Origin of the sequence: Coraliomargarita algicola, assembly GCF_033878955.1 — a bacterium.
Classification (GTDB): domain Bacteria; phylum Verrucomicrobiota; class Verrucomicrobiia; order Opitutales; family Coraliomargaritaceae; genus Thalassobacterium; species Thalassobacterium algicola.
In genome coordinates this window covers 3,242,521-3,259,415 of the sequence record NZ_CP138858.1, presented here as the reverse complement: position 1 = coordinate 3,259,415, position 16,895 = coordinate 3,242,521, and the positions used below count along the sequence as shown (strand labels likewise).

General features: G+C 49.7%; 18 protein-coding genes. 10 read left to right on the top strand and 8 right to left on the bottom strand.

Annotation, left to right across the window (positions count from 1 at the left end):
• Positions 1-19: 19 nt before the first annotated feature.
• From SH580_RS13225 to SH580_RS13205, 5 genes are all read left to right on the top strand, one after another.
• Positions 20-1,861: a DUF262 domain-containing protein gene (locus tag SH580_RS13225; RefSeq protein WP_319831328.1), complete on the top strand. Its 1,842-nt coding sequence runs from the start codon at positions 20-22 to the stop codon at positions 1,859-1,861.
• Between the two features lie 150 nt (positions 1,862-2,011).
• A complete protein-coding gene (locus SH580_RS13220) occupies positions 2,012-2,224 on the top strand; it encodes a hypothetical protein (protein ID WP_319831327.1) in 213 nt (70 codons plus the stop codon).
• A 156-nt stretch (positions 2,225-2,380) separates the two neighbouring features.
• The gene (locus SH580_RS13215) at positions 2,381-3,775 is read left to right on the top strand and encodes a hypothetical protein (protein ID WP_319831326.1); all 1,395 of its coding nucleotides are present in this window, start codon (positions 2,381-2,383) and stop codon (positions 3,773-3,775) included.
• A gap of 115 nt (positions 3,776-3,890) precedes the next feature.
• Positions 3,891-7,205, top strand: coding sequence for a type I restriction endonuclease subunit R (locus SH580_RS13210; RefSeq protein ID WP_319831325.1), 3,315 nt, complete (start codon positions 3,891-3,893; stop codon positions 7,203-7,205).
• Positions 7,202-7,906, top strand: a complete 705-nt coding sequence (locus tag SH580_RS13205; RefSeq protein WP_319831324.1) for a M48 family metallopeptidase — start codon at positions 7,202-7,204, stop codon at positions 7,904-7,906. The genes SH580_RS13210 and SH580_RS13205 overlap by 4 nt, the downstream gene beginning before the upstream one ends.
• Before the next feature lie 41 nt (positions 7,907-7,947).
• Here the strand turns inward: SH580_RS13205 and SH580_RS13200 are convergent, their stop codons facing one another.
• Positions 7,948-8,217: a helix-turn-helix domain-containing protein gene (locus SH580_RS13200; protein WP_319831323.1), complete on the bottom strand. Its 270-nt coding sequence runs from the start codon at positions 8,215-8,217 to the stop codon at positions 7,948-7,950.
• Positions 8,218-8,719: 502 nt separating this feature from the next.
• Between SH580_RS13200 and SH580_RS13195 the strand changes: the two genes are divergently transcribed.
• The 5 genes from SH580_RS13195 to SH580_RS13175 all read left to right on the top strand — a co-directional run bounded on the left by SH580_RS13195 (position 8,720) and on the right by SH580_RS13175 (position 12,707).
• Complete coding sequence (locus SH580_RS13195; protein WP_319831322.1) at positions 8,720-9,124, top strand: hypothetical protein; 405 nt, start codon at positions 8,720-8,722, stop codon at positions 9,122-9,124.
• A gap of 18 nt (positions 9,125-9,142) precedes the next feature.
• Positions 9,143-9,835, top strand: a complete 693-nt coding sequence (locus SH580_RS13190) for a hypothetical protein (RefSeq protein ID WP_319831321.1) — start codon at positions 9,143-9,145, stop codon at positions 9,833-9,835.
• 314 nt (positions 9,836-10,149) lie between these two features.
• On the top strand, positions 10,150-10,896 hold the full coding sequence (locus tag SH580_RS13185) for a DUF4339 domain-containing protein (RefSeq protein ID WP_319831320.1): 747 nt from the start codon (positions 10,150-10,152) through the stop codon (positions 10,894-10,896).
• 48 nt (positions 10,897-10,944) lie between these two features.
• Positions 10,945-12,216 (top strand): PrsW family glutamic-type intramembrane protease, encoded by a 1,272-nt coding sequence (locus tag SH580_RS13180; protein WP_319831319.1) that lies wholly within the window; start codon positions 10,945-10,947, stop codon positions 12,214-12,216.
• A complete protein-coding gene (locus SH580_RS13175; protein WP_319831318.1) occupies positions 12,213-12,707 on the top strand; it encodes a DUF4339 domain-containing protein in 495 nt (164 codons plus the stop codon). The genes SH580_RS13180 and SH580_RS13175 overlap by 4 nt, the downstream gene beginning before the upstream one ends.
• Before the next feature lie 19 nt (positions 12,708-12,726).
• Here SH580_RS13175 and SH580_RS13170 read toward each other — a convergent pair whose 3' ends face one another.
• The 7 genes from SH580_RS13170 to SH580_RS13140 form a co-directional block, all read right to left on the bottom strand.
• Positions 12,727-13,401, bottom strand: a complete 675-nt coding sequence (locus tag SH580_RS13170) for a hypothetical protein (RefSeq protein WP_319831317.1) — start codon at positions 13,399-13,401, stop codon at positions 12,727-12,729.
• Positions 13,402-13,412: 11 nt separating this feature from the next.
• The gene (locus SH580_RS13165; RefSeq protein WP_319831316.1) at positions 13,413-13,766 is read right to left on the bottom strand and encodes a hypothetical protein; all 354 of its coding nucleotides are present in this window, start codon (positions 13,764-13,766) and stop codon (positions 13,413-13,415) included.
• A 101-nt stretch (positions 13,767-13,867) separates the two neighbouring features.
• Positions 13,868-14,644 carry a DUF932 domain-containing protein gene (locus SH580_RS13160; RefSeq protein WP_319831315.1) on the bottom strand — a complete coding sequence of 259 codons (777 nt, stop codon included), beginning with the start codon at positions 14,642-14,644 and terminating at the stop codon, positions 13,868-13,870.
• A gap of 81 nt (positions 14,645-14,725) precedes the next feature.
• Positions 14,726-15,163: a JAB domain-containing protein gene (locus SH580_RS13155; protein WP_319831314.1), complete on the bottom strand. Its 438-nt coding sequence runs from the start codon at positions 15,161-15,163 to the stop codon at positions 14,726-14,728.
• Positions 15,160-15,387, bottom strand: coding sequence for a hypothetical protein (locus tag SH580_RS13150; protein ID WP_319831313.1), 228 nt, complete (start codon positions 15,385-15,387; stop codon positions 15,160-15,162). The genes SH580_RS13155 and SH580_RS13150 overlap by 4 nt, the downstream gene beginning before the upstream one ends.
• 148 nt (positions 15,388-15,535) lie before the next feature.
• On the bottom strand, positions 15,536-16,381 hold the full coding sequence (locus SH580_RS13145) for a RecB family exonuclease (RefSeq protein ID WP_319831312.1): 846 nt from the start codon (positions 16,379-16,381) through the stop codon (positions 15,536-15,538).
• A complete protein-coding gene (locus SH580_RS13140) occupies positions 16,378-16,890 on the bottom strand; it encodes a hypothetical protein (RefSeq protein WP_319831311.1) in 513 nt (170 codons plus the stop codon). Before SH580_RS13140 ends, SH580_RS13145 begins: the two co-directional genes overlap by 4 nt.
• Between the last annotated feature and the right edge of the window lie 5 nt (positions 16,891-16,895).

Genomic DNA, 16,895 nt, shown 5'->3' with positions numbered 1-16,895 from the left:
TAAATATTAGAGAATAACCATGGCTAGAATCGAAAACTACAAATACACCATCGAGGAGGCGTTTCGTGAGTGCTTCTACATCGTGCCGGATTATCAGCGTGAATATGTGTGGACCGATACTGAGGTCACTCAGTTGCTGGAGGACATTAACGAACAAGTGGATTCGGGGACAGATCGTGAGTATTTCATCGGCACGATTCTAGTGGCTCCTACGCTGGAGCGTGGGCACTTAGACGTGATCGATGGGCAGCAGCGCCTGACCACTTTGTTCCTCCTGCTCTGTGCGCTGCGTTGTAAGTTTAAGGGGGAGACGCAGGAGGGGATGTTAAACAATCTAATTTCGTTTAGCACGACGCGGCGCGATGGCGAGACGGTCAATAGCCTGAAGCTGGATCCTCGCTATGAGAATGCAGGTGAAGTGATGAGCTGCCTGGTTGAGACGGTGGACAATCCCGCGGTGGTGCGTGCTGCGGTGCAGGCGGCAGGGATTCAGCACTTTGGCTCCTTGCGTAACCTATTACGGGCCTACGAAATCATTTTTGATTATATCGATGCGAACTACCCGGATATGGCTGCATTGAAGCGCTACTGGGGATTTCTATCGCACGATGTGGTCTTTATCCAGATCAGCACGGACGTAGGGAGTGCGTTGAAGATCTTTGAAACGATCAATGAGCGTGGGGTTGGACTGAACCCAATGGATTTGTTGAAGAACTTGCTCTTTACCCAGGTCAGACAAGAGCATTTTACGAAGCTCAAGGATGAGTGGAAAAAGATCACGGCACCGCTGGAAAAAGCAGGTGAGAAGCCGCTGCGTTTCTTGCGCTACTTCCTGATGGCGAATTACAAAGTCGAGAATAAGCGCGGAGATGGTGTGATCCGGGAAGATGAAATCTATGACTGGCTGACGAAGAAAGCGAATGCGGAGGTTTGTGGATACATCAATGATCCCTTTACGTTTGTGCGTAAAATCCAGCGAAGTGTTACCCTATATCTCGGTTTTTCGAAGGGACGTGGAAATGACGAACATGAGAATGTCCCGGTTGCGACCTTGCGGCATTTAGCGGGGGGAGCCTTCAGTTTGCACTATGTGCTACTGCTGGCAGTGAGCCCTTTACCCAAGCCTTTGTTTGATCACTTTGTGAGACAGTTGGAGAGCTTCCTATATGTCTATATCTTCACCAAGTCGCCGACTAAAGATCTAGAGCGCTCCTTTGGTGCGTGGGCGGATGAATTGCGGAAGATCGTCGATGCTGATGCAGGGAAGCAAGTCGAGTTACTCAACGGCTTTATCGAAGGTCGCTTTAAAGCGGGGGCGGACAAGAAGCGGGATCAGCTGGAAGATGCGCTGAAACGCTACACTCTGGGCTCGATGCAAAAGTATCGCACGCAATACATGTTGGCTAAACTGGCGCAGCATGTGGATCTGGCCTATCAAGGCGTGAAGGTAAAGGATCGGATCGACAACTGGAGGCGCTTGGAGGTGGAGCATATTTTGCCCAACAAACCAGAGCCGGAATTGAAAAAGTCTTTTGAGGAGGTTGCAGAAGGTGAGCCTGAGGTGAAATACGACGAATGGAAGAACCGCTTGGGGAATCTGACCCTGCTGGAGAAGCCGATCAATATCGTGGCAGGTAATGATTTCTTTGCGGCGAAGCTGCCTTTGTATACCGATAGCGCAACCTATCTGACCAAGAGCATTGTTAAGTTGGCTGAAGTGGGCACAAACAGTTCGATCACCCGGATCAACGCGAAGTTGAAGGCATTTGATACTTGGTCGACTGGAACGATCGAGGAACGTCAGGAGATGCTGATCGCCCTGTCGGAGGATGTCTGGCGGATTGTTCCAGTTGATGTGTAACTCTGTAAAGTGCTTGTAATAAGGCGTTTCAAGTTTTGCAATGTTTCTTGTATTGTGATATCTTTACTGCTATACGTTTGGGTGTTTTGTATTGATTTTTCGTCAATATCTCTATCTTAGCATCTGTGTTTCATCCCAATTACACGAATTATGGACTACGCCACAAAAGAACTTACTGAATCTCTACAACAAATTGCCGCCAATGAGGCAGAGCAAAGTAGAGAGTCGGCTAACTGTGCTGTTCTGGGGAATCAAGGCTATGGCGCGGGCGTATTGACACTCCCTACTGGGGTTGATCGTTTTTTGGCAACTCGCCGGGACTTTCAAGAAAGAACACGAAATGTTAGCATAGGCTCCTACTAATCGTCTCTTGAAATGCTGAATTTTCGGGAGGCGCAGGGCACTCAGATTGCTTGGGTCGCAACGGCTAAGGAGGAAGGTTTTTCCAATTTCCTCTATGTCGACAAACACTTCTACGCAAGTCCGGTTCTAAGGCGGATATTTTCACTCGCGCGTAAATTGCAGTATCAGTCTTTGGTCGTTGAGGAAATCACCGAGGCGGATTGTGCACTTTTAGCAGAAGAGAACTCGGCACTTTTAATTCGAGAATCTAAGTTTACTGGCTCACGAGTGCGCCGACTGCTGTTCTTGAAAACGGGCGTTGGTCAAGAAGCTGCACCGAATGATCTGCTCGGCTACGCAGTATTCAAAGAGGATGTGATCAATGGTCGGTCAGTTCCTGAATTTCATGTCTATGAGTCGGTCTTTATTCCAGCGCGAGGCGCGACTCAGAATAATTATATACATTGTTCACGAGTATATGAACTGAAGACATCAATTGGTGAGTTATCGGTGCGCGGTGTGCTATATGCGCAGCAAAATGATTTAACTTTTGTTTGTGCACACGTCTGCCTTCGAACGGTATTGGCTTCTGTTTTACCTGATGCAGACGTTTCTTATGCGAGAATAAATGAAATAGCAGGTATTGACCACGTCAATGTGAAGGCCGGAGGAGGGGCAGGAATGGGCCCCGAACAGATGGAGGATGTGCTAAGTGCATTTGGAATGGAGTATTCCAAGATTATTCATGAGCCGACAGATACGTCATTGGTTCTGCCGGGCGATTATCAGTCGGACCTCTATGGCGCAATCGAGTCGGGGCAGCCTGCGCTTCTAGGATTTGAGTTAAGCAACTCAGGTGGGCGACATGTGATCCCTGTAATCGGTCACACATTCAATGAGGATACTTGGGTGGCTCCTGCAACTAGGGGGTATTTCGATGGTGGGCTTAGCTACTATCCTAGTGAGAATTGGTTGAGCACATATGTGGTGCATGATGATAATTTCGGTCCTTACTACTGCTTGCCGCGACACTTTTTGAAGAAAGAAAATTTCCGGATTATTCTGTCTTTGAAACGTTATGCTTCAGAAACCGGGTCCGTAGAGGCCGAGGCAATTGCTCTGGCTTACTTGAAGGGTATTTCGACAGCACTGGTGGACGGGAATGTTTGGATGGAGCGCTTTAAGGCGTATGCTCAGTCGGGGTTACTTGTTTTGCGTGCACTGCGTGTTTCGCGGGAAGAATATTTGAATCATCTGAAGGCTGCTGAATGTTGGGATGGGCAGGCGACAGAAGAGAGTTGCATGACAGGGATGGAATCGGAGTTGCCTGACTATTTCTGGATGGTTGAAGTGAGTGCACCTGAGTTGTTTTCAGCAACTCGTCGCAAGTTTGGAGAAATTTTAATAAGGTCTGATGTTGCCGAACCAAAGCCGTTGAATTGGTCGCTGTATATTCTAACTCGTTTGCCCGGACAGATACTGCGCATAAAAGGGACAGGTTTGGACTTTTGCTCCTGCGGGACGGGTGGCCACGTTGGGTTGTTTCAGTTTCCACCGAAAGTGGAGGGCTGACGTTTTACTGAATCAGCTAGTTTTACTGGCCAGTAAAAAAGACCTTTCTAGTAAAACAAGGAGGTGTTCAAATTTTGGTTCGTCATGCCCTGACGATTTATAATGATGCTATCTGATGTCTGAATACCTCCATGTCGAAAAGCCATTTCTGGATCAGCTGAGTGCGCTGGGGTGGACTATTGTGAATCAGGGCAATGGCGGGATTCCAACGGACCCGGCGAAGAGTTTGCGGACGAACTTCCGTGAGTGGATCTTGCCGGAGGTGTTTCGGCAGTCGGTGCGGGCGCTCAACAAGACGGATGAGGGGGAGTCTTGGCTGACGGATCGACAGCTGACGGATTTGCGCGATCAGCTGCTGCGTCAGCCGAATCTCAGCCTATTGGAGGCGAACGAAGCGGTGCAGCATTTGCTCTTCAAGGCGCAGGTGGATGTGAATGAGCTGACGGGGGAGGATGATCCGGTGGTGCAGCTCATCGATTTCAAGCACCCGGAGCGTAATCAGTTTCACGCGATCAATCAGTTTAAGGTCGATACGCCCGGATGCGTGAAGCAGTGCATCATCCCTGACATTGTGCTGTTTGTGAATGGGCTGCCACTGGTGGTGATCGAGGCCAAGATCGGTGATGAGAATACCGCGAATCCGATGCATGCGGCCTTTGAGCAATTGCTGCGTTATCGGAATGGACGAGCCGAGACCTTAGCGGCGGGACTGCGGGAAGGTGAGCCAAAACTCTTTTATACCAACCTGCTGGTGATCCGGACCTGCGGAGAGAAGGCGGAGTTCGGGACGATCAGCTCGGGGCATGAGAATTTCTATGCGTGGAAGGACATCTGGCCGGAAGCGAATCAGGACTATGTGAAGCCGCTTGGGGTGGAACGTGAACAGGAGCGAATGATTCAAGGCTTACTCTGCCCGGAGACGCTGCTTCGTGTTTTGCGAACCTGCACGGTGTTTAAGGATACGGATGACGGGAAGCGGATCAAGGTGACCTGTCGCTACCAGCAATATCGTGCGGCTTGTAAGATCATGGAGCGCTTGAGGCATGGCACAACCGCAGACGAGCGCTCTGGAGTGGTCTGGCATACGCAGGGCTCCGGCAAGTCGCTGACGATAGTCTTCCTCGGGCGGATGCTACGGGCCTCTGAGGATCTGAATGATTATAAAGTTCTGTTGGTCAATGACCGCATCGACCTGGAAGAGCAGTTGGCGGCCACTGCGAAATTGATCGGTGGTAAGGTGAATGTGATCGAGAGCACGGAGCAGCTGCGGGAGCATTTGAGCACGCAGGCATCGGATCTGAACATGGTGATGATTCATAAGTTCTCGGATCGAGTGGAGCGCGTCCCGGACTCAGTCGCTGAGGCATTAAAGGTCGTGCGCTTTGGTGGCGACATTTCCGAGTTGAAGGCGGCGGAGGCGCAGCAGGCATATAACGCGAAGCCCTTGCCTTCGACGGAGACTTTTGGAGTGGTGAATCGCTCGGATCGTATTGTGCTTTGCATCGACGAAGCCCACCGCACCCAAGGCTCGGACATGGGGGATAATTTATTTGAGGCCTTTCCGAATGCGGCGCGGGTGGCCTTTACGGGAACGCCTTTGATCACGGAGCAGCATGGTGCCAAGCGCACGGTGAAGCGCTTCGGTGAATACATCGATACCTACAAGCTAATGGATGCGGTGCACGATGGTGCGACGCTGCAAATCCTGTATGAGGGCCGCACCGCAGATACTGCGATCCGGGATAAGCACGGCTTCGATACGAAGTTTGAGGATCTCTTTCGAGCCCGCACCGATGAGGAGATACTTGCCATTAAAAAGAAGTATGGCGCGACGGGAGACATTCTCGAAGCAGAGAAGCGTATCGAGGCGATCGCTCGGGATCTAGTGGATCACTATGTGGATAATGTGCTGCCTGATGGGTTTAAGGCTCAGGTGGTGTGTCACTCGAAGTTGGCGGCAACTCGCTATCAAAAGGCAATCAAAGAGGCCCTGGCAGCCCGTGTCTTGCGTGAGCAGTCCGTGGAGAAACCGAATGCGGTTTTAATTGAGCGTATCCAGTTTCTGAAAGCAGCGGTGATCGTCTCGGCTGATCCGACCAATGAGCCCGCTGCGATTACGGAGGTTCGCAAGGAAGCGAAGCGCTTGAACGCGGTTGAGAACTTTTGTAAGCCCTTTGACTTTGAGGACCCGGATAAGGCGGATACTGGCATCGCATTTTTGATCGTCTGCGATATGCTACTGACTGGCTTTGATGCGCCGGTCGAGCAGGTGATGTATATTGATAAGCGGCTGCGTGAGCATAACTTGCTGCAAGCGATTGCCCGCGTGAATCGAGTGGCGAAGAACAAGCATCGTGGCTTCATCGTGGATTACATTGGTCTCGCGAATAACCTCAGTGAGGCGCTGTCGATCTATTCCGAAGAGGATCAACAGGATCTGGAGAACGGGCTGAAAGATGCCTTGAGTGAATTACCGATACTTGAAGAGCGTTATCATCGCTTGTTGCAGCACTTTCAGTCGTGTGGAGTCGCGGACATTGATGGCTTTGTGAACGGACGACTATCGAGTCCCGAGGCTGAAGTCGAAGTGTTAAACCGAGCGGTGGGCGCACTGCGAAAGATCCAGCCGCGGGCGGATTTCGAGGTCTACTTTAAAAAATTCCTGCACAGCCTGAATTTGATTCTACCGAGTGCTGCAGCGCACAAGTATCGCGGTCCCGCTCGGCGCTTTGGTTACATCCTTCGTATGGTGAAGGAGCGCTACAAAGATGACTCGCTGGATATTGCGGATGCGGGCGCGAAGGTGAAGCAGTTGATCAATGAGCATTTGATCGAGTTGGGCATTAACCCGAAGATCCCGCCAGTGGAATTGCTGTCGGATGACTTTCTCGCGCATGTGAACCAACACGCGCAGGGGAATGCCGAAGCCAAGGCCAGCGAGATGGAGCATGCGATCCGTAAGCACTGCACGGTGCACTTTGACGAAGATCCTGCGTTCTATGCCCGGATGAGCGAGAAGCTAGAGCGCTTGATCCAGGAGCATGGTAAAAACTGGCAGGCGCTGGCGAATGAATATCAGAAGCTACGCGACGAAGCAGCTGCCGGGCGTGTGGATGGCCAGGATGGGCTGACGAAAGAAGAGACCACGTTCTATGAGTTTGTGACTCAACTGGTGTATCCTGATGGTGTGATTCCATTGGAGGATCATGAGGCACTGAAGAAACTGTTACAGCGGATCGTGGCGCTCTTGCAGCAGACGATTGGAGTCATTGATTTCTGGGACAAGGCGATCGAGGTGAAAAAGCTTCGAGGCAATCTAGATACTGAAATCTTGATCGCGAATATTCCGGCTCTGGTTGAGAAGCATGAGCGTGTTGCGATTGAAATCATCAAGCTTGCAGAGAAGCGACACAAGGAGCTGACAGCATGAATGCAGTGAAGGAAGAACGTCCTGAATATGAGGTCGTGCGCTCAAAACGTTCAACGGCTGACATTGTGCTGGAGCGTGATGGTCGCATCGTCGTGCGTGCGCCAGAATCGGTTGCAGATGAACAGATCGAAAAGATTGTGGATTCGAAGCTCCATTGGATCTATCGGAATTTAGCAGAGTGGCGGGACCTGAATTCGACTCGTATCCTGAGAGAATACAAGAGCGGTGAAGGCTTTCTCTATCTCGGTCGTTCATATCGTTTAAAGCTCGTTGCGGAACAGGCAGAACCATTGCTTTTGAAGAATGGACGCTTTACCCTGCGGCGGGATCTGGTCGAGTCAGGTGACGTTGAATTGGCGAAGGCCGCCTTCCGGGAGTATTATGTGGCCCGCGGCTACGAGCGTATTTCGAAGCGCGTTGAGTATTTCGCCCCCAAGGTCGATGCGAAGCCGCGAGGGGTGGAAGTCAAAGAACTCGGGCATCGCTGGGCATCCTGCTCACCACTAGGAGAGCTGAGCTTTCACTGGAAGTGCATGATGGCCCCGCAAACGATTATCGACTACATCATCGTCCACGAGCTGTGCCACTTCCACCACCTCGATCATACAGCTGCGTTCTGGAACGAGGTCGATAAGGTGATGCCGAACTACCGTGAACGTAAGGAGTGGCTGAAGGTCAATGGTGCCGGGTTGGATGTGTGAGGGGGAGTGTGATCATTCACGAACTCGCCCACCTGTGAGAGTTACTTTCGATGCACCCGGCTGCTGATTACCTTCTTGGCCGGCGTTGACTCGTCAGGCACCTCTGGGGCAAAGAATTCGTGCAGGTCCAATGAGAAAGCGGCTGCGATACGTTCGACGGTGGAAACCCAAATCTCCTTTTTTCGACGAGATTCGATCTGCTGAAGAAACTTCTCACTCATATCCGCAAGGCCAGCCAACTCCTCCTGCGTCAAGCCGTGCTTGACGCGAAGTTCTCGGGTTCGTTTGGCTACGCGTTCAACAGAATTCATTCCCAGCGATCATAGGGGAAATCCATTGACTTTGTTACCTGTGATCGTTGGGGTAAGTAAGTCCAAATCTAATCACTCACCATTCACCCATTGTCCAGTATGAAACGTAAAACGATCCTTGTCCTATTTTCCGTCCTTGCAGTCTCCACCTTGGCATTCGCAGTTGGAGCTAAATGCATTCAGTGCAATGGAACTGGCTGGAAGGGCCAGTATCAATGTGGCTCATGCGGTGGTGATGGGATTTTCGGGAACTGAGCTAAGCAGTGCCAATGACTCGTCAGGCAAATGCTCGAACTGAATACAATTTCTTGGCATCTACCAAGCCGAACTCATTCCCCCAAGAGGCGTCGGCTCTACTTTACTCAGCAACCTATGATTAAAGTATTTCTAACGAAAGAACGTCTATGCTTTTTTCGTTAGACAAGTCCGTATTTTTCGATTTAAAATGCCCACTCAATCCTCGCTTACGCGAAGAGCCATTACCCTACCCCCCAAAGATTAAATGAATCGTTTTAGGATTAGCAGCCTTGTCGTATTCCTATTCTCCTTGTTGCTACTTAGCTTCACTGGATGCAGTCCAAAAGCCGAAGGCACATACGAGGGATTCTGTGAAAACCAGACCTATGGTGGGAAGGCTCAAATCATTCTGATACTCAAGCTTGATGGAAATGATGTCACTGGCTACATAAATATCACAGGCAATCTAGGCGGGAGTGCTCCAATTAACGGCCTAATCGAAAAAGATCGCATTTCATTTAGTTCAGACGCTGGCGAAGGAATGCCAATTACATGGATGGGCGTCATTGAAGGAGAGCAGATCTCTGGGCAATACCGTGTTTCTGCAAATCAACGGCTGAAACAACAAGGAGTCCAAGACCAAGCCGGGATATGGGCCGTTCGTAAGTGACCAGTTACATTTATTCTAATGCGAAAATTAAAATATAAATCTTTATTAGCTATCGCCATTATCTCATGTGCCGGTTGTTCAGATTCAGACACTACAATTACCGGCACAAGCTCCAGCGACTGGCCTGACGAAGCTTTGCTAGAAGTCAATTGCCCCAATAGTAGTGATGGTGAGTGGACTGAATCTAATTTCTCGACTTTCGGAAGACCGCTTCTGAGTGGTTTTTTAAAATCGGACCCGCCTAGCTTTTTAAACGATTGCACCGCTTACACGGGTTTCTACCCCGATTATTGGTCAGAGAAAGACAAAACACTGGCATTGCTTCTAGGGTTTCGACAAATCCAAATTAAAAATGGTGAATTGTATACGATGGTGCGCTTCACTGGAATTGATGATATCTTGGAGAAATATGCTCCCGGATATAAGCAGGCTATTGAATATAAACAACGGGTAAAATGGAACTCTCCCCGAAAAGTCGACATTGGTGAAATTATCGATGTAAGACTGGGGCAGTCAGTTTTTCTCAACTTTAACGATTCGGAGCGAACCGATACTAAACATCATCCCTTAGGATTCCTGCTAAAAACTCACGACTCAAACATCGAAAAAGCTACTCAACATGAATTCTTCTCCCCCGCCACCGCCGCCAAGGCAATCAACTCCGCCGCCTCCACCTTTACACTATGCTTCGAAAATTGTCACGGAACGTGACGCAAACAGTCAGCCGAGCATTATCACGTGGTATCAAAAATGGCAGCCTCACATGCTTTTGCAATTTGCAGTCTTCCTAGGCCCCATCGGAATCGCTGCAATTATAATCTTCCGAGTATATGCCCATCACAAAGGCGGCATTTATGGATGGAGAAAGGATTCAAACGGCACGCCATTGAAAGTGAATTCACTCACTCTCTTCTATGATGACAACGGGAGGGACGCTGACCTAATTAAGCTTCTAATCTTATTTTTCGTAGGCCTAGGGGTTACTCTATCTGTCGGCATATTGATAACGTGGATACTTTCGTAAAATGGATAAAAAATATTATATCCTGCACAATCAGGAGCAACTCGGCCCCGTCTCCGAAGAGGAACTTAGAGAGAAGCTCTCGACTGGAGAATACAGCTACTTTGATCTATGCTGGCATGAAGAAATGAGCGACTGGTCTCCGATAAGTGAAACGCTCCAATTTGAGGGAGGTAAAGTTCCGCCCCCGAGTCCTCCAAACATGCCACCTCCGCCGGTTCATATCCCCCCGGGAAATCAACTTCAGCAGAATGCGATCAACTGGAAGCCTGCCTTGCTATGGATGAGCATAGCAACAGCATGTTCACTAGGATCCAACATCAGTTCCTTTGTATTTTACAGAAATAAAAATGACTCCCTAGAAATCATCCTTTCGATCCCTTCGATCGTCGCCATTATATACGCATGCATTCTTCACTATAAATGCTGGCAAGCAATCGATGAATCCAGTCGCGTAACAACTCCAGGCAAGGCCGTAGGACTGATGTTCGTCCCAATATATAACTTCTATTGGGCTTTTATAACATGGCCAAAACTTGTTGGGGGACTAAGGAAAAGCGGTTATACTCTGCCATATGAAACAGGTGGGTTAGCATTGGCCTTTTCTATACTTACCGTTTGCGCGTTAACTCTGGCGTGGTTCCCCTACTTCGCCGTATTGATAGAGATTGGGCACCTTACCCTATTCATCTTACTCTACAGCCAAGTAGTGGGCGCGATAAATCTACAGCAGATGCATAGTGAGAATTAAACACTAAGGAAGAAATGCGACAACCGAATGAACAAAGACAAGTAAACCATGAAGCAATATTACATTACTGAAAGCGATGGTCAGTCAGGGCCATACAGCGAGGATGAGCTTAAAGAATCGGTTGAGCAGAAGAAAATAGCCCGCAATATTTATTGTTGGGCCGAAGGCATGGAAGAGTGGAAGCCACTTAATGAGGTTTTGGATTTGCCAAGTGCTCCTCCGCCCCCTCCGAAGTATCAGGGCCCTCTTAAATCTGATGGCGAACCCGGCCCCCTGACCGGTGCTGATGCAAATGTTTCTCTCAAACGTAAATTTTTTGATCAGATTGACAAAATAACTGAACTTCCTCCCCTTAAACCAGTGCCATGGAAACGGGTTATAGATTCTGCATTTTCCAAGCATTCAGAGGTAGAAGCAGATGCAATTTTCACTCCCAACGTATATCATGGAGGGACACCATGGTTCTTCTCAAGAATACTGTTATGGGGAGGCTTAGCTGGAGCTTTAATGCTATGGGGACTATATCAGTTCGAAAACCTCAAGCTATTCCCCGGCTATCTATTTATTGCATGTTCATTGATTCCATCAGCCACATATATATTCATCTTAGAGTTATGTGGCACAAGAGCGATTACGCCTTATCGAATTGTGAAATTAGTAATTCTAGGTGGAGTTGCTTCGTTAATCTTCACACTTCTATTGCACCGCACTGATGTAGCGAACAGCTTTGGCTTTCTTGGCGCTAGTTTATCTGGACCGATAGAAGAGAGTGCCAAATTATTGGCTGCGATTATTGTGAGTCGTAAATGGATAAATGCATCTTCTACGCGTGACGGCCTAGTCATTGGTGCCGGGATTGGCGTTGGCTTTGCTATCTTTGAAACGGCTGGTTATGTTTACGAAGCACTACTTACAGTTATCGAAGTCTCTTATGCGTATGGATACGATGCTTCCGAGCACATTGGATCTGTTATTTTACAGCGTGCTATATTCTCGCCACTTTGCCATGTTGCTTGGACTTCAATTACAGTTGGAGCCCTTTGGAGATGTCGAGAAAGCTCCAATGGATTCCTTGACGACATAAAAAAGCCAAAGTTCTACAAGATCTTTATTTTGATTGTAGGGCTACACATGTTCTGGAACGCAAGCTTTGGAATACCACTACTGGGTGGAACTCTTGGACATTTGGGGAAGATAGCTATTATTGGAATTATCGGATGGTATGTCTTGCTCCAATTATTTCTGGATGGGAAAGCACAATCGGATGAGCCAATACCACAAAATGTCCCTGACGTGCCAGCTGAAAACGACAGTCTATGAAGCTATATTACATCACTAGTTCAGGCAAACAAGCTGGTCCATTCCCTGAAGAAGAACTGAAGGATCAAATCTCATCGGGTAGGTTCAATCGCAATGATTTCTACTGGACTGAAGCCATGGAGCAATGGAAGCCAATCCATGAGGCGATTGAACTCGCTAATGCTCTTCCGAAGACTCCCCCGCCTTTCAAGGCTGGTGTGATTAATAAGGCAATGCCAGTAAAAGGAAATCACTCAGAAAAGAGGCACAAGCAAGCGGATACTAGACCAAAATCAGGTATAAACTCACACTCTAAGGCTCAATCCCCAAATCGTTCAAAAAAACGCCAACCCAAAAAACCTCTGAATATCGTGATTAGGGTGATTGGGGTCGGGGTCGTCTGGGCGACAGCCTTCCCATTATTACTTTCGGGCGTAGATGGCGTTCTCTTGTTTCTTATTGGTGGCATTACCTGTAGTATTACATATAAGATATGGGATTTTAGGTATTAAAGTTGATCTCCCACAACACTCACAACCCCACCGGTTGCCCCCAAGTCGATAGACTTAAAGCATGGCTGCGCACGAGATTCAGTTGAGCGGCAAGAGAACGATCCCAGGCAATTGATCCGGGCTTCGACGCGTAGGCTTCGCTGATTGCAGTGCATTGCTTGTCATAGGACACCTCCCACGCGGCCTTGGCTTGCTCAATGACATCGGGCGCTTTCACCTCTTCCGCCAAGCGATCGTAAATACGAAGGACTTCGGTTTCCCAGAACGCGATGATCTCCTTAATTGCGTCCCACCTGTCAAAGTTGGCCGTCTTCGAGTAGACTCGCTCCTTGTAGAGCTGATCTAAAGGATGGGCACCTTCCAGCCCGTGGACGATCTCGATGGTCTCCCCTGTTGAACGATCCACCAGGACAGCTCCAGTTGCGGGCGCGTAAGCGATGAATAATTCACGTTCAGGCTGCCACTCTCCGACGTCCTCAAAATGGATGAAGTCGTCCTGTTGGACTTTAGCATCCGTCGAACCCGAGTGATACACCCCTTCATTCAAGACGAGCCTCCGACCATCGACTAAAACGACATCCGCAAAGTCATGATGCTCGGCAAACTGGACTTCCTCCGTATAGAGCCACGGCGTATCAGCAGCGTTCAGAGTAAGCGCGATTATGGCACAGAGGTATGGGAACAGTAATTTCATATGGAGTAGACTCAGAAATCGAGCTCCGGGTAGAACTGGAGAATGTGCACTGGCAGATTTGGATTTGCTTCGAAAACATGGTGTCCGACGATTTTTTGTTCATTGGTGTCGATGACCACGGTTAGGTAAGTATGGGGTAGATCCGTCCGGATCATGACATGCTCCAACCCTCTTACCGAGTTCTTAAAGAAATAATCCACTGAAAACTGGTCAGCAACGCCATCTACGGCCTCATAATCAAGACCGTCAACATACGGCCAGAAGTCTAAGCAAGGACCATCTGACTCATCAGATGCGAGTTTGATATCATCGTCCATTGTAAGCTCAAACTCATCTTGATTTAGACGCGCCATGAAGCTGAGCATCGGATTGGAGAGACTCGAATGCAAGGATTTGAGAGCTGTCAGCTAAAGAAAAGCTCACTTTTAAAAGTAAGCTCTTCCGTTGTGTGCCCCCATGGCGACACCTAGTTGAGTCCGACATGCAGATCCAATAATTGATGGAGCTTCATCGTCCGCTCCGGGAGTAGATCCACTCGACCTTTAAATACCTCCGTAAAGGCATTCTGAAGACTCCACACGTTGCGTGGGGCGAAGTCAGGATGCGCGGGCTCTCTCCACTCCTTTAACACCTTAGGCAGGTAGCTATTGGCGCACACTCCACTATCCACGGCACGAACCACAAGGTCATGCGCACGGGTGTCGGTCAGGCGTTTTCGCTGATAGGCTTCGATACGGTGCTCATGCGTGTTCCAAAACCCACGTAGCCCATCCACGGCACGCCCGGCCATGATTGGCAAGTCGTCGTGAATGTGCCCGGTGTGCTTACGTGCCAGCAGGATCTCTCCACTGAAGCAGAGGTTGTCACAGACCAGCACTTGGCTGCCGGCAACAATACCAGCTGCGAAGGTCTTGTCATGACTGTTACGGACGCCGACCACCCAACGATGTGGACTGTCTGCATTATGCGCCCGGACTTCCAACAGGCCGAAATATCGACAACCGTCATGGGTCATACCATGAGCTTGGTTTGTAATGACGATACTGCGCTGAAGAAGTGCCTTCTCGACAGTCTGTAACACTTTGATGTGAGAGACTGGCTTGTGCGTTGCCGTAGGCAATGGAGTATGACTGACAGAGAGTTCACCGCGAGTCACTGCACTGCTCCCGCAATGCAGCAGGAGGTTGCACCGTTTTTGTTGAGGTGGTGCGACCGGTTCTAGTTCTAATACTGATGTTATCATAATGATGTTTTTCCTTAGATGTGACGAAGGCCCGCCCCACTTCGTGGATGCGGGCCTTCACCGGGATTATTGTAATGGCGATCAAACGAGTCCTGCTTCGCAAAACGAATAGGACTCGGAATAGGCATCCCCGATGATCACATGATCAATCAGAGAGATGCCCATGGTTTTACCAGCTTCCCGGAGTTGCCGGGTAACTTGGATGTCGGCTCGACTTGGTGCGGTGTCTCCTGAGGGGTGATTGTGGGCCACCGCGAAGGCCGTGGCATTACAGAGAATGCAAGGCCTCAACACTTCACGCGGATTGACCAGACAGGAGGTGGCCGTTCCCTTCGTCACTAGAACACGGCCAAAGGGCATGTTCTTCGTGTTGAGAGGAATCACGATGAACCACTCCACGGTCGGATCTCCATCAAAAGCGTCGCGGACATAGTCTGCGATCTTCTCAGGGGTATCTAGCGAAGGAATGGAGCCTTCTCTGACCAGCCGATACTGGAGCGATGCTTCGAAGATCCTCATTGGAAGTCCTCCGGGTAATCGCGTGGCTTTCGCCGCATAGAATCGGATCGTAGACTGCCCCCACCATTGAACCAGAGCCACGCGACTAGGATAAGTATCCCAACCACACAGACAGGCACTAATATTGGCACCATCATGGATACTAGAAGAACCGCCGATAGGGCAACGACCAGTAACAAGAGGACCGGGAAGCTGGTTCGAATGAGTTCGCGTATGCTATTCATTTGTCGCCCCCTTTCCCTGCGAGTGTATTGATCACCGCTGCCACAATCAGCGCAAGGCCGATGACAGCCAGACCACCGCCAATTGGCGATGTGTCGACCGCGCTGCATCCTGTCAGGCTGGAGAGAAGGCATAGTGTTATGAATTGCTTCACGACACACCTCCAGTCCATGCTTTGCACTCCTGACGAAAGGAGCACCAAGAGCACGCCATCCCCGGCTGAGGATAGAAACGTTCATGATAGATCCCATCGATCGCTGCTTGAGCGACCAACCAGAACCGAGCCTTAGCAGCTTCGGTCGCTGGGGGGATTCGATGAACAATGATCTTAGGCTTAGCAGTCTTCACTAGGAAGACCAACTCACGACCTTCGACCGCCTCCCCCGTTGCTTCCTCAATCAACAGCTGGTAAGCTGTCAACTGAAGCTCGTGTTGGAAGGCTTCTAGTTCCACATTCGGAGTGGCGGCGTAGGTCTTAAAATCCACCGGGATGTTTCCAGGGCGAACAAGATCCACGTAACCAAGCAATGGAGACGGAAGCTCTGCGAACTCCTCCTCCAGCTTCACCTCGACGCCCAGCGGGATATCTTCCATCTTCGCATGGTCTGAATCCAAGTAGGCTTTCAGGATCAATTCCCCTTTCTCAAGGAACTTCTCCCGTTCACCGCTCTTGTATTGAACCGGGTCCGTAGCTTCCTGCTCCAAGAAGGCTCTGTGATAAGCCTTAAGGACGGTTTGCTCGTCGTGCGACTTCCCGTGCCATCTCCCTAGATGGAAGGCTTGTAGCCCAGCATGCACCGCCTTGCCCAACTGGAATGCTGGACTCGTAGGTTCTTCTAGCTTCAGGATTTTCTTGAAGTAGTATTTGAGCGAACAGCCCAAATACAATTTCAGCGAAGACGCCGAGATATGATGCAGTGCACCATCGGAACTCTGCATTGGCAGCGCCACGACTTTACACTGCCCATTTGGTTTCGGGTTGAGTGGCTGGATCATCGCCGACCTCCTTGATACCCACCGGGAGCAGAGCTACGCCCTTTCGGTTGCTTGCGGTAGGTGTCGAACAATTCGTCGATAAGGCCTGAAGCAGACATCTTATTGAGCTGCTTGAGTCCGCAATTGAAACGATGATGCGCTAACTCGTCGACCGACTCGAAGGCGATGTCGTTTTCCTTCATCAACTTTTCGATCAAGCCCTGCTGTTTTTCCGAGCAGTTCCAGCTCGATGTAGGGGCGGCATGATTACGGGGTGTTGATAGCGCACTTGCACCACCTCGATTGAACGGCACCACCTGACGTGCTTGCCCTTCATCTCCCGGAAGGAAGCCTGTGTTCTGAATATCGCGATCCACTGCTTCCTGTAGTTGCTGATAAAGCTGAGCACTTGCGGACTCAACTTGTGAGAGGTCTGAGACCTCAGTCCTGACAGTCACACTGTATTGGTGACTGGAGTAATTGGGGAGTCCAATTTTTTTAGCATAATTTGCCTCTAATGTAATAGCCATCGCTA